Origin of the sequence: Hathewaya histolytica, from assembly GCF_901482605.1 — a bacterium.
Lineage (GTDB): Bacteria > Bacillota > Clostridia > Clostridiales > Clostridiaceae > Hathewaya > Hathewaya histolytica.
Genome location: NZ_LR590481.1, coordinates 1,616,115 through 1,630,057 on the forward strand (window position 1 = coordinate 1,616,115; position 13,943 = coordinate 1,630,057).

The 13,943-nt window shown below is 29.9% G+C and carries 13 protein-coding genes; 1 reads left to right on the forward strand and 12 read right to left on the reverse strand.

Going from position 1 to position 13,943, the window contains the following annotated elements; translation table 11 throughout:
• Window positions 1-3: 3 nt before the first annotated feature.
• From FGL08_RS07950 to gpr, 11 genes are all read right to left on the reverse strand, one after another.
• Window positions 4-828, reverse strand: coding sequence for a hypothetical protein (locus FGL08_RS07950; protein WP_138210280.1), 825 nt, complete (start codon window positions 826-828; stop codon window positions 4-6).
• Window positions 821-1,513 (reverse strand): ABC transporter ATP-binding protein, encoded by a 693-nt coding sequence (locus tag FGL08_RS07955; protein WP_138210281.1) that lies wholly within the window; start codon window positions 1,511-1,513, stop codon window positions 821-823. Before FGL08_RS07955 ends, FGL08_RS07950 begins: the two co-directional genes overlap by 8 nt.
• Before the next feature lie 182 nt (window positions 1,514-1,695).
• A complete protein-coding gene (gene dnaJ, locus FGL08_RS07960; RefSeq protein ID WP_138210282.1) occupies window positions 1,696-2,835 on the reverse strand; it encodes a molecular chaperone DnaJ in 1,140 nt (379 codons plus the stop codon).
• Window positions 2,836-2,964: 129 nt separating this feature from the next.
• Window positions 2,965-4,821 carry a molecular chaperone DnaK gene (dnaK, locus tag FGL08_RS07965; protein WP_138210283.1) on the reverse strand — a complete coding sequence of 619 codons (1,857 nt, stop codon included), beginning with the start codon at window positions 4,819-4,821 and terminating at the stop codon, window positions 2,965-2,967.
• A 59-nt stretch (window positions 4,822-4,880) separates the two neighbouring features.
• Window positions 4,881-5,513 (reverse strand): nucleotide exchange factor GrpE, encoded by a 633-nt coding sequence (grpE, locus tag FGL08_RS07970; protein WP_243117958.1) that lies wholly within the window; start codon window positions 5,511-5,513, stop codon window positions 4,881-4,883.
• 35 nt (window positions 5,514-5,548) lie between these two features.
• Window positions 5,549-6,580 carry a heat-inducible transcriptional repressor HrcA gene (gene hrcA / locus FGL08_RS07975; protein WP_243117959.1) on the reverse strand — a complete coding sequence of 344 codons (1,032 nt, stop codon included), beginning with the start codon at window positions 6,578-6,580 and terminating at the stop codon, window positions 5,549-5,551.
• 191 nt (window positions 6,581-6,771) lie between these two features.
• Complete coding sequence (gene hemW / locus FGL08_RS07980; RefSeq protein ID WP_138210285.1) at window positions 6,772-7,896, reverse strand: radical SAM family heme chaperone HemW; 1,125 nt, start codon at window positions 7,894-7,896, stop codon at window positions 6,772-6,774.
• Between the two features lie 23 nt (window positions 7,897-7,919).
• On the reverse strand, window positions 7,920-9,728 hold the full coding sequence (gene lepA / locus FGL08_RS07985; protein WP_138210286.1) for a translation elongation factor 4: 1,809 nt from the start codon (window positions 9,726-9,728) through the stop codon (window positions 7,920-7,922).
• A 108-nt stretch (window positions 9,729-9,836) separates the two neighbouring features.
• Window positions 9,837-10,079, reverse strand: coding sequence for a sporulation-related protein NgaS (locus FGL08_RS07990; protein WP_138210287.1), 243 nt, complete (start codon window positions 10,077-10,079; stop codon window positions 9,837-9,839).
• Between the two features lie 60 nt (window positions 10,080-10,139).
• A complete protein-coding gene (locus FGL08_RS07995) occupies window positions 10,140-11,267 on the reverse strand; it encodes a stage II sporulation protein P (protein ID WP_171012020.1) in 1,128 nt (375 codons plus the stop codon).
• A gap of 64 nt (window positions 11,268-11,331) precedes the next feature.
• Entirely contained in the window at window positions 11,332-12,309 is a 978-nt protein-coding gene (gene gpr / locus FGL08_RS08000; protein WP_279232949.1) for a GPR endopeptidase, read from the reverse strand.
• 231 nt (window positions 12,310-12,540) lie between these two features.
• Here gpr and rpsT point away from each other — a divergent pair, with 231 nt between their 5' ends.
• Entirely contained in the window at window positions 12,541-12,804 is a 264-nt protein-coding gene (gene rpsT / locus FGL08_RS08005; RefSeq protein WP_138210289.1) for a 30S ribosomal protein S20, read from the forward strand.
• Between the two features lie 82 nt (window positions 12,805-12,886).
• Here the strand turns inward: rpsT and holA are convergent, their stop codons facing one another.
• On the reverse strand, window positions 12,887-13,924 hold the full coding sequence (gene holA, locus FGL08_RS08010) for a DNA polymerase III subunit delta (protein ID WP_138210290.1): 1,038 nt from the start codon (window positions 13,922-13,924) through the stop codon (window positions 12,887-12,889).
• Between the last annotated feature and the right edge of the window lie 19 nt (window positions 13,925-13,943).

Sequence of the window (13,943 nt, forward strand, 5' to 3'; positions counted from 1 at the left end):
CCCTTAAATATTGATTTTTTTTCTTAGCAGATAATAAGCAGAAAAATAATTAAATAAAACTATAATTATGGATATTAAAATTATATATAGCAAATATTCATCAAGAAAAAAATGCATTTTTGTTCTTGGCATAATATATACTGCTATAATTACAGCACATAATATTATATCTAAAATTATCCCCTTGAATTTAAAACTTCTCTCTATTAAAACTCCATTAAATATAAACATTACTATAGCTATAATAATTAGTATATAAATACTCATTTCTATAAGGTTTTTGGGGAAAATTCGCATGCGACTTCCATTTAAAAAAGCCTCTATAGGATTACTTTTTTGCATTACTTCCTTATTAAGAAAAGCTTTAAAAATTATATTATCTACAAATAAAGTCGCTATTTGAGTTGATATAAAAGTTGTTCCCAACAAAAATATAGCACAGAATTTAGATAAAATAATCTTATGCTTGGATATTGGTAAAACTAATAAAGTGTATATAGTTTTATTATTTCCGTACCACTCTCTAAGCCATATAGCTATAGCATATACAAGAATCAATGCAACACCAAAGCAAATCAAAAATAAAATAAGATTATTCTCAAAAACTTTATTAAGACTTATTAGCCCCCTTGTGCTAACATACTCTGATATGCTTTTCCCCTCTCCAATAAACCCCTTTACTTCATTATTAAAATAATTTATCCCTCTAACCACTATTAATATGTGTGCTATAAAAAATAATATAAATCCTGGAATCATAAATTTTACGCTTCGGGAAACTTCATTATTTAATAGAACTAAAAATTTATTTTCGCCCTTACTATTCACCCCTATATACCTCCCTTAGTTTATCTACTATAGACATACCTTCTTCTTCCCTTACTTTCTCTACATCAAAGTGCTTTACAACTTTACCTTCATCTACTAATATAACTTCTTCCGCTATATGTTCTATTTCTTTAATTTCATGGGTAGTTAAAAGAATAGCCATACCATCCTCCATGTAATTTATCATAGAACTTATAAAATCTTCTCTTGCAAATATATCTATGCCCGAAAAAGGTTCATCCATTAATAAGTATTTTGGACATTGAGCAAAACCTGATATAAGTTTTACCCTAGCTAAATTTCCTTTGGATAATTCGGAAATCTTTCTATTGCCCTCTAATTTAAATTTTTCTAACATTTTATAAGCTTTTTTCATATCCCAATTCTTATAAAAAACTTCCATATACTGAAACATTTCTTTTATAGTCATATTAGGATAATGAATACTTACATCCGGTATTAATGCCAACTTATCATAAGTCTTATAATTAACAGGTCCACCATCTAATAAAATCTCCCCTGAGTCCAATTTGACAATCCCCATAATAGCTTTTATAGAAGTAGATTTCCCTGCACCATTTAAACCCAAAAGCGCTGTAATCTTCCCCTCCTTTACATCAAAACTTAATCCATCCATTGCCATTATTTTTTTGTACCTTTTAGTTGCATTTTTAACTTGGATCATAACCCCACCCCTTTATGTAAATATTTATGTATTAACGTATTAATACATACTTTTAAATGTATTATACCATTAATACACTTTTGCATCAATAAACTTTATAAAAACATTTAAATCATTATAAAATAAAAAGGATGGTTTTTTAATTATTAGTAAAACTAATAATTAAACCATCCTTAAGAAATCTATTTTTTTCTCTTAAGAGAATCAAATAAACCTTTATGCTCTTCTTTTTTCACTTGTACTTCTTCACCTGAAGCTTCCATAAAGTTAAGTAGTGCCTTTTTTTGTTCTTCACTTAACTTTTTAGGTATATCAACTATAACCTTAACATATTGATCACCACGACCAACTCCATTTACTTTAGGAACTCCTTTGTTTTTAAGTCTAAACACCGTATTAGATTGAGTTCCCTCTGGTACTTTATATATAACTTCACCATCTACCGTAGGAACTTTAAGTTCTGTTCCTAAAATAGCCTTGCCTACACTTATATGTTGGTCTATATAAATATCAAAACCTCTTCTTTCGAAAATATTATGATTTGACACCCTTATATGAACATATAAATCACCTGAAGGACCCTTATTATCACCAGGTTCACCCTGTCCTCTAATAGGTATTATATTTCCTGTATCAACTCCTGCAGGAACTTTTATTGAAATTTTCTTTTGCTTTTTAAGTCTTCCAGTTCCCCTACATGTTGTACATTTTTCTTCTATATAAGTACCTAATCCACTACATTTATCACAGGTAGTTTGAGTTGAGAAAGCACCAAATGCAGTTCTTTTTTGAATGGTTATTCTACCTGTCCCACCACACTTATCACAAGTTTTCGGTGAAGTTCCTGGCTTCGCTCCATTCCCCTTACATGTGGTACAGTGTTCATGCTTATTTATTTTAAGTTCTTTTTCGCATCCAAATACTGCCTCTTCAAAAGTTAAATTTATAGTAGTTTCTAAATCTTCACCTTTTCTTGGTGCGTTAGGGTTTCTTCTACCACCCCCAAAACCACCAAAACCTCCACCAAATATATCTCCAAAAATATCGCCTAAGTCTGAGAAGTCGAATCCGGCGCCACCAAAACCTCCATCAAATCCGCCAGAAAAATCAGTTGTTCCAAATTGATCATATCTAGCTCTTTTTTCTGAATCTGATAAAACTTGGTAAGCCTCATTTATTTCTTTAAATTTTTCTTCTGCTTCCTTGTCTTCTGGATTTCTATCTGGATGGTATTTTAAAGCAAGCTTTTTAAAGGCTCTTTTTATCTGTGCATCATCAGCACCTTTTTCTATTCCTAATACTTCATAATAGTCTCTTGCCATGCTTTTCACCACCTAATTACAAAATCAAGTTTATACTATATAATGCCTACTAAAACTTTTAAATAATTTTACCCTAAAATTAAGGGATGGGTAAGAACCCTTCCCTTAATTAAATTGTTTATTTATATTTTATTTATCGTCATTTACTTCATAATCTGCATCTACTACATTATCATCTTTTTTATCTGTATTTTGGTCTGCTCCTGTTGCATTTTGCGCATTTGGATCAAAACCTTGGGCACCTTCTGGGTTAGCTGCTTGATACATTTTAGATGATACAGCATAGAATTCTTGAGTTAACTCTTCTGTAGCTTTCTTTATAGCTTCTATGTCTTCTCCATCTTTAACTTTCTTTAATTCTTCTAGCTTAGCTTCTACCTTACTCTTATCTTCTGCAGATACCTTATCACCTAATTCTTTTAAAGTGCTTTCTGTTTGATATGCTATTTGATCAGCATTGTTTTTAGTATCTATTGCTTCTTTTCTCTTCTTATCTTCTTCTTCAAATTTTTGTGCTTCTTCTACAGCTTTATTTATATCATCATCTGAAAGATTTGTTGAAGCTGTAATTGTTATGTTAGCCTCTTTTCCTGTTCCCTTATCTTTTGCAGAAACATTAACTATACCGTTAGCATCTATATCAAAAGTTACTTCGATTTGAGGAATTCCTCTTGGTGCTGGAGCTATTCCTGATAAAGTAAATCTTCCTAATGTTTTATTATCTGTAGCCATTTGTCTTTCACCTTGAACTACATGAATTTCCACTGAAGTTTGGCTATCTGCTGCTGTTGAGAATATTTGACTCTTCTTAGCTGGTATTGTTGTATTTCTTTCAATAAGAGGAGTTGCTACTCCCCCTAGAGTTTCAATTCCAAGAGTTAATGGTGTTACATCAAGAAGTAATATATCTTTAACTTCGCCTGTAAGTACACCTGCTTGAACTGCTGCTCCCATTGCAACACACTCATCTGGGTTAACTCCTTTTGAAGGTTCTTTTCCTGTAAAGTTCTTAACAGCTTCTTGTACTGCTGGTATTCTTGTAGAACCACCAACTAATATAACTTTCTCTATGTCATTAATACTTAAGCCTGAATCACTTAAAGCTTTTTTAATAGGTTCTATTGTTCTTTGAACTAAGTCAGCTGTAAGTTCATTAAACTTAGCTCTTGTTATATTCATATCTATATGTTTTGGTCCTGTAGCATCAGCTGTTATAAATGGAAGGTTAATATTTGTTTGATTTGATGAAGATAATTCAATCTTAGCTTTCTCAGCTGCTTCTTTTAATCTTTGAAGAGCCATTTTATCTCCTTTTAAATCAATTCCATTTTCTGCTTTAAATGTGTCTGCTATATAATCTATAACTTTTTGGTCGAAATCGTCTCCACCTAATTTAGTATCTCCATTAGTAGCAAGAACTTCGAAAACTCCATCTCCTAATTCTAGAATAGATACGTCAAAAGTTCCTCCCCCTAAGTCATATACTAATATTTTATGGTTTGAATCCATTTTATCAAGACCATATGCAAGTGCTGCTGCTGTTGGTTCATTTATAATTCTTCTTACATTTAATCCTGCGATTTTACCAGCATCTTTAGTTGCTTGTCTTTCACTATCATTAAAATATGCTGGAACAGTAATAACTGCTTCTGTAACTTTTTCTCCTAAATATGCTTCAGCATCTGCTTTTAATTTTTGAAGAGTCATTGCTGAAATTTCTTGAGGTGTATATTCTTTTCCATCTATTACTGTTTTATGGTCAGTTCCCATATATCTTTTAATAGAAATTATTGTTTTATCTGGGTTTGTAATTGATTGTCTCTTTGCAACTTGCCCCACTAATCTTGAACCATCTGCTTGAAAAGAAACTACTGATGGAGTTGTTCTAGCTCCTTCTGCGTTAGGAATTACTACTGGATCTCCACCCTCCATAACTGATACACAAGAATTTGTTGTACCTAAATCAATACCTATAATTTTTGCCATTTTTTGTACCTCCTAGTTTACGAAATTTTATTCAATATATTAAGATTTTAGTAATTTAGCTAATTTGCAACTTTTACCATGCTATGTCTTATAACTTTTTCTTCTCTTTTGTATCCTTTTTGGAAAACTTCAACTATTTGATTTTGACCATACTCTTTATCTTCAACATGCATTACTGCATTATGATAATTTGGATCAAATCCTTCATTAGTTGATATTTCTTCAACTGATAACTTTTCAAAGGCAGCTTTAAAACCTTTCAAAGTCATTTCCACACCTATCTTAAGTTCCTCTAAAGAACCACCAGCATCTATTGCTCTTTCTAAGTTATCTAAAACAGGTAAAAATTCTTTTAGTACATCTCCACAAGAATCATTGAAGATGTTTTCCTTTTCTTTTGCAGTTCTTTTTCTATAATTTTCATATTCATTAAAAAGACTTGAATACTTATCCTCTACAACTTTAAGCCTATTTGCTGTAAATTTATTCTCGTCCTTTAGTTTGGAATGTTCCACCCTAAGTTCTTCCAATTCTTTCTCTAATAATTCTTCTTTAGATTGCTCTGTTTTAGCTTCCTCTTTGTCACATTCACACTGAGTTTCACAGTTAGAGCAGCACTCTTCACTCTCTATATGTTCATCTAAATCTACTGATTCTTTATTTATGTTTTCATCAGCATTATTTATAACCAAAACATCATTCCTCCATTCATTTTCTATAATAGAACCTATTTATATATTTTTAAAATATTAATATTTAATTCTTCTACAAGACTTATAATAGATGAAATAACTCTATCATAATTCATTCTAGTTGGCCCTATTACCCCTATAGTACCAAGAGGTTTATCTTTAAATCCATAAAAAGCCGTTATTATGCTATACTCTTTTGCTTGCTGTAAATTATTTTCCATACCTATATTTATTCTTATTTTTTTACTTTTATCGTCTAAATTTAATAATCGTCTTAAATTCTCCTCATTATTTACAAATTCAAAAAATTCCTTAGCCTTTTCTATATCACTATACTCTTGATAATTTAATATATTTACGGTTCCCTCTGCATAAACTTTAGAAGATTCCATATTTTTAAGGGTTGAATATAAAGTAGGAATAAGCGCATTAAAAATATCATCATGACCGGTCAAGTCATTTTTTAAATTGTTTATAACTTCAAGGTCCATATCTTCTATAGAAAGATTTGATAGTCTTAAGTTAACTAAATTATTTAACTTTAATAGTATATGTGATTCTATAGGTTTTTGCGTTCTTATTATATCATTTTTAATAAGTCCGCTATCCGTTATTATTACCACAAGTATAGTATTTCTATCTATACTAATCAGCTGAATTTGCTTTATTGTACTTTTTTTCAGTGACGGTGTCTTTACTATACACACCATATCAGTTAGACTAGTTAAAATTCTTGTTGCCTCATTAACAACTTTATCTAGTTCGTATATAGCCCTATCTATAAGCTTATTTTGAATTAAAAACTTTTCTTCATCTGTAAGTTTTGTTAATTGCATTAACTTATCTACATATAGCCTATATCCAAGGTCTGATGGTATCCTACCGGAAGAACTATGTAATTGCTGTAGATAACCTAATTCCTCCAAATCAGCCATTTCATTTCTAATTGTAGCTGAGCTAACTCCTAAATCATACTTTTTAGCAATTGTTCTGGAGCCTACAGGTTCTCCTGTTACAACATAATCCCTAATTATGGCTTCTAGAATTTTTATTTTTCTATCTTCCATCATTATCACCTCTTTATTAGCACTCATCAACTTTGAGTGCTAATGACTATGTTTTTAAAATAACACTAGTATTTTTTTTTGTCAATATAATTTATATATCATATTTTATCATTATAACCTATTAAATGAATTTCTCTGCCTACTATGCAATAAATATAGATTTTTCTTTGTTTTACTACGTTATATGCTTTTTAGTCTAAAATAAATTCGGCCATTACTGTGTTTGAAAATTCTATACCTTCTTTAGTTAAAGCTAATTTATTTTCATCCTCATATAATAAATTTAATTTCTTATATTTTTCAATTACTTTATTATATATATCATGAATTTCAATATTAAATTTGTTCTTAAAAATATTTTTGTCTATCCCGTCTATCTTTCTAAGTCCCATAAACATAAATTCTTCTATAGTTTCAGTATTTGAGTTTACATGCTTATGGCCTATAGAACACTCTTCAGAATTGATTCTGTCTATATAATCTTTTATTGATGTAACATTCTCCATTCTATTACCCTCTATAAAAGAATGTGCAGCAGTTCCACACCCTAAATAATCTTCTAGGTCCCAGTAAGCTAGATTATGTTTACACTTCTTACCTTCTTTAGCGAAGTTAGATATTTCATATTGTTTATAACCTTTATGCTTTAAGAATTGTAATGTATAATTATACATCTCTCTTTCTTCTTCTTCTGTAGGTAATCCCTTTCTATCTTTATACATTTTATAAAAAGGTGTACCTTCTTCAATTATCAGGCTATAACAAGATAAATGTTCTGGATTTAGTAAAACTGCTTTTTGCAATGTAGTTTTCCAATGTTCTAGTTTTTGTGATGGTAATCCAAACATTAAATCTAAATTTATATTATCAAATCCAGCTTCTCTACATAAAAAATAATTCTTTTCAAATTCTTCTGCAGTGTGAATCCTTCCGATCTTATCCAATAGATTGTTATCATAAGATTGCACACCCATACTTAATCTATTTACTCCTATTCCTTTTATTGCTTTTAATTTCTGTAAGTTGAAAGTTCCCGGATTACCCTCCATAGTAAACTCTAAATCTTTACTTAAATCTAATTCCTTTATGCATTCGCCTAACTTCTCTAAATTTTGTATATTTAAAAAGGTGGGAGTTCCCCCACCTATAAATATAGTTTTAAACTTATAAATATTCTTATAGAAAAGTATTTCTTTGCATAGTGCATCTACATAATCATCCATTAAATACTCTATGTTAGCAAAGGAACTAAAGTCACAGTATAGACATTTCTTAGGGCAAAATGGTATGTGAATATACAATGATTTTTCCTTCATATTCTTACCTCATTTAAATTAATTTAATCATCTGTTTTAAGCACTGCCATGAATGCTTCTTGTGGTACCTCAACGTTTCCTAACTGTCTCATTCTCTTCTTACCTTTTTTCTGCTTTTCAAGAAGTTTTCTCTTTCTTGATATATCACCACCGTAGCATTTTGCAAGAACATCTTTTCTCATAGCCTTTATAGTCTCTCTTGCAATTACCTTAGCACCTACAGTAGCTTGTATTGGTATTTCGAATAACTGTCTTGGTATTAATTCCTTTAATTTTTCTGCAATTATTCTACCTCTCATATATGCTCTTTCCTCTGGAACTATTAAAGAAAGTGCATCTACCTTTTCTTTGTTAAGTAATAAATCAAGCTTAACAAGTTTGGTCTCTTTATATCCTTTTAATTCATAATCAAAAGATGCATATCCTTTAGTTCTTGACTTTAAGGCATCAAAGAAATCATATATGATCTCATTTAATGGAATATCATAGTTTAAAACAACTCTTGTAGTCTCTATGTACTGCATATCTATAAAATTCCCTCTTCTATCTTGGCAAAGTTCCATAATGGCTCCTACATATTCTGAAGGTGTAATTATAGATGCCTTTACTATAGGCTCTTCCATATGAGTTATCTCAGATGGTTCTGGCATATTAGTTGGATTTGTAATCTCAAGTTCTTCTCCATTGGTTTTATAAACTTTGTAAACAACGGATGGAGCAGTGGTTATAATATCTATACCAAATTCTCTTTCAATTCTTTCCTGAATTATCTCCATATGAAGTAACCCAAGGAACCCACATCTAAATCCAAATCCTAAAGCAATTGATGTTTCAGGTTCAAAGGCAAGAGCCGCATCATTTAACTGAAGTTTTTCTAATGATTCTCTTAATTCATCATACTTTGCACCATCTAATGGGTAAATACCACTATACACCATAGGCATAGCTGGTCTATAACCTTTTAATGCCTCTTTTGTAGGATTCTTTGCATCAGTTATAGTATCTCCAACTCTAGCATCTTTTACATTCTTAATAGATGCACAGATATAACCAACATCTCCAGCCCTTAATTCATTTACTGGAAGATATCCAGGTGTAAAAACACCTACTTCAACAACATCATAGGTTTTATCTGTAACCATTAGCTTTATAGTAGAACCTTTTTTTACAACACCGTCTTTTATTCTAACATAGCTTACAATACCTTTATAACTATCATAGTAAGAGTCAAATATCAAGGCTTTAAGAGGTGCATTTTCATCACCAGAAGGCTCTGGTATCTTCTCTATTACGTTTTCTAATACATCTTCTATATTTAGTCCTGTTTTTGCAGATATAAGTGGTGCATCGCTAGCTTCTATACCAATTACATCTTCAATCTCTTCTTTTATTTCATTCGGTCTTGCACTTGGCAAGTCTATTTTATTTATTACCGGTGAAATCTCTAAATCACTATCTACTGCAAGATAGCAATTCGCTAAGGTTTGTGCTTGAATTCCTTGAGTTGCATCTACTACAAGTAGAGCACCTTCACAAGCAGCAAGACTCCTTGAAACTTCATAATTAAAGTCTACATGCCCCGGAGTATCAATTAAATTTAATATATACTCATTTCCATCTTTAGCCTTATATACTAATCTAGCAGCTTGTGATTTTATTGTAATTCCTCTTTCTCTTTCAAGTTCCATATTGTCTAATACTTGATTATCCATTTCTCTTTGAGTTAAAGTTCCAGTCTTTTCTAATAATCTATCTGCTAGTGTTGATTTTCCGTGATCTATATGAGCTATTATACAGAAATTTCTTATATATTTCTGTCTATTACTTTCCATATTTTTACCCCCAATAATAAAATTAAAACCTTCTTTTTACTTAGAAGGCTTACTTTTCTTTAGAATTGACAGTTAAAATTATATCATAAAATAGAGAGTATTTGTCAATTACTTTATGATATTTTGTAGGTTTTCTTTAAATTGTAACATAATATCTTTACTTAGTTGTATTTTATATTTTTTAAAATCTATTTTTAGCGCAAGTGGATTTTGATTATAATATGTTTTTATCGGTGAAGTATTGTTTTCACCTAAAGTCTTAGTTATTTCAAAATTAATCTTTAAAAACCCTATCACAAATATACAAACTACAATTAAAAATGTTACATTCCTCTTTTTTCTAGCTAACAAAAAAGCACCTCCTTATCATTATAAGGATGTACTTTTTTATTAATTTTATTCATTTAAATATCATTTTTTTGTTTTAAGATATTCCGCAATTATAGGAGATAAATATTTTGCTGTATTTTTAACTTCACTGATATTATTACATTGTGCACCCATTTCTATTAGAACTGAATTTGAACTTTTGTTTTGATTATAGTATCCCATACCTCTTCTATATGCAAATATTGATTTACCTCTAATAAGTCCTGGATAATTTTTATTTGATATATTAACTAAGTTTTCTACTACTTTTTTATTCCCTGTAGCGTATTTCGGATTTTCTGTAGCTACAACAAACATAAAACGAGCAGCATTTTCTCCATTGACTTTACATACTACTGGTTCTTTAGAGTTTAAGGAATCTCTATGCAAATCTATTATCAAATCAAAATCCCCATATTGTTTTAGATATTTACTTAAAGTCGCTCCTGAATTTTGGTAACTTCTCGTGTAGGTGGTATCATGGACACTTTTATCATGAATTACATTTACATTAAAGTTTTGTTCTAAATTATTCTTCAATGTCTCGCCTACAGCAACTATATTATATTCATTATTATTCTCCTGTGGTTTCCCTGGAATGAAACCTTCATGTGTATGGGAATGATATATTAATACTTGAGGTTTTTCAGGCCTTTTTTCATTTTTAAATGGAGAGTTTTTAAAATTCTTACTATCTTGAGTAACTATCTCTTTTTCTTGTACATTATCTTTAAATTTTGTGACAGATTTATCATCCAGAATAAAAAGCGCCTCACTATCTTTATCATCTTCATCTGAATTATGTTGTTCCGCACTATCTAAAGCACCCTTATTTTGTTTATAATTCTTCAAGTAAGAAACCTCATTTTTTATTAAATCTTCAGAGTCTTTTTTTCCCAACAATAACCCTAGGAGATTAACATTTTTATCCTTACTTATAATCTTTATATTCGGAAAAGTAAACTTTATTAAATTTGTATATAGAAAATCATTTTTTCCCTTTCCCGTACTTGCATTGATTCTGTTTGGAATTAAAATACTTACAACAAATATACTTAGAATAAAAAAAGAATATATTTTTTTCTTCTGTGAAATATTTATGTTTCTGTTAAAAACGCATCTATTATTCTTACCTTTTCTTATATTATACTTAACGCCTTTGTTACTCATTTTACCCCTCCCCATATATAACTTTCTATATAGTATATGAGGAGGTTTTTTCCAATATTACTGTTTAATTTATATACTTATTTATGTCTTCTAATTCAAGTGCAGGTTGAAGAGCTATATTAACCCCGGTTGCAATAATTTTTGCTATGGATTCTATTACCATATCTACTTCTTTAGGTGTAACCATAAGATCTCCTACATATGGATATAATATTTCTTTTATCATTAATTCTTTTTCATTTTTATCTATACTTTTTAAAAGACTATAAAACTTCCCGCCTTTTTCAGCTTTCATTATCATCTGATCTAACACAAGATCTATAGTATCATTGGCTAGTGTAGCCGCATCTACTACTGTCGGTATCCCCACAGCAATTACGGGTACTCCTAATGTTTTTTCACTTATTTCCGTTCTTTTATTCCCAACACCAGCCCCTGGTGATATGCCTGTAGTACTTATTTGAATAGTCTTATTAACTCTCTCAGTTCTTCTTGATGCTAATGCATCTATACATATAACTAAATTAGGTTTAATTTTTTCTACTACGCCTTTTATAACTTCACTAGTTTCTATTCCTGTTATACCTAGAACTCCAGGTGCTATGGCACAAACTGGTCTTACGCCTTCATCTATACTATCTGGAACAAGTTCTTTTAAATGCCTTGTTATCATAAGCTTAGATACCGCCTTAGGCCCTACAGCATCAGGGGTGATATTCCAATTTCCAAGACCAACTACAAGTACAGTCATACTATCTTCAAGTTTAATTAAGGGCTGTAAAGTCTTCGCCATAACCTTACTTATATCTTCCATAGAATTGTTATCATAATAAACAAAATCGGGAATTTCTATAGTTATGTATGATCCTCTTGGTTTTCCCATTATTTCTTCCCCTTCTTCACTTACAACTCTAACATCAGTAATTTTAATACCATCTTCTATATATTCCTTAACTTCAGTCCCAGGAATATAATTTTTGTTTTCTTCCTTATACATTTCTTGGGCTTCTAGGGCTAAATCTGTTCTAATATTTTTTAACACGATATCACTCCTTATTATAATAAAACAAATATTTTTTATATTTCAAGTTTTCTTTTCTTATAAATATGTTTTCCTAAAAATATATTAGTATTCCAATTTAATAAGTTTTAATTAATACTTGAAGTAATAGCAAAATAATGCTATAATATCACGTGTTAATATGAACTATTAAACAGTTTTATAAGCTGTATAGTTATATTCATGTGATTAGATGATAAGGTGGTGAAAGGAATGGCAAACATTAAATCTGCTAAAAAAAGAATAAGAGTAAGTGAAAATAAGGCTCTTGCAAATACAATGGTTAAGTCTGCTTTAAAAACAACTATAAAGAAATTTGAAGCTGCTGTTATAGCTGGGAACAAAGAAGATGCTACAGCTAAGTTTAATGAAGTAGTTAAAGCTTTAGATATGGCTTCAACAAAAAACATACTACATAAAAACAAAGCTTCTAGAAGAAAATCTAGACTTGCAATTAAATTAAACGCAATGGCATAATTAAAAACCGGTGGAATCCACCGGTTATTATTTTATAAATATAAAAACATATAAGCTATAAATTATAACTTATATGTTTTCCTTAAGCATCTTTTTTTATAATAGCACCTTTTACTATAAGCATTTCTATTTCCGTCTTCAAATCTAAAGACATTGTCTTCATATTTTTTTCACATCTCAAGCTTTCTTCTACCATAGATTTCAAGTAATTTAATGAAAAACTTCTGCACTGTGAAATAAGCTTTTCACATATAAAAGGGTTTAGCCTTAACTCAGCAACTATTTTATCTTTATGTTCTCCATTTAGGACTCTTAACTTAACGTCTAAAAGTAGTTTATACTGCCTTTGTATCATATATAATATGTGAGAATGTACTTCCCCCCGAAATATTAATTCATTTAATATTTCTAATGATTTCTTTATATTATTTTGGGATATGGCATCTACTAAATTAAAAATATCATTCTCATTTTTTTGAGGTGTTAATATATATATATCCTCTTTTTTTATTTCTCTTTCTCCTGTATATGTACATAACTTTTCAACTTCATTCTCTATTATATACAAGTTGCTTTGAACTTCATTACAAAATATAGCAAGCTCTGTTTTACCGATAATTTTTCCTTTTTTTTCAAAAATCTTATTAACTTTATTCTTTAATTCTTCTCCCTTCAACTTATCTATTCTTACTAAGGTCGCTACCCCATCTAATCTCTTAACTTTAGTGCTTGGCTTATCTCTGTCTGACCCAAACACATAATACATGATCAACATACAATGGGACGGAACAGATTTTATGTATTTTTGAAGAAATTTATATACCTTCTCACCCTCACCCTTAGTTTCTTTATCATCTAAAAATGAAGCTCTATATATTAAAACTATTTTTTTATCACTCATAAAAGGTAGCGTTTCACAAGCATTTAATATTTGATCCTCTGTTACCTTATCGCCATGGAACGCCACATAATTTAAATCCATAAAATCTGTACTTAAAACTTTTTTCTTTATTTTTTCTACACTTTCTTTAATCATATTTTCATCTGTTCCACAGAATATATAGGAATTATTTATTTTCCCTTCTTTTAAGTTCCTTAAAAACTCCTTATTGTGAATCAAAACTTTTACCTCCCTAAAG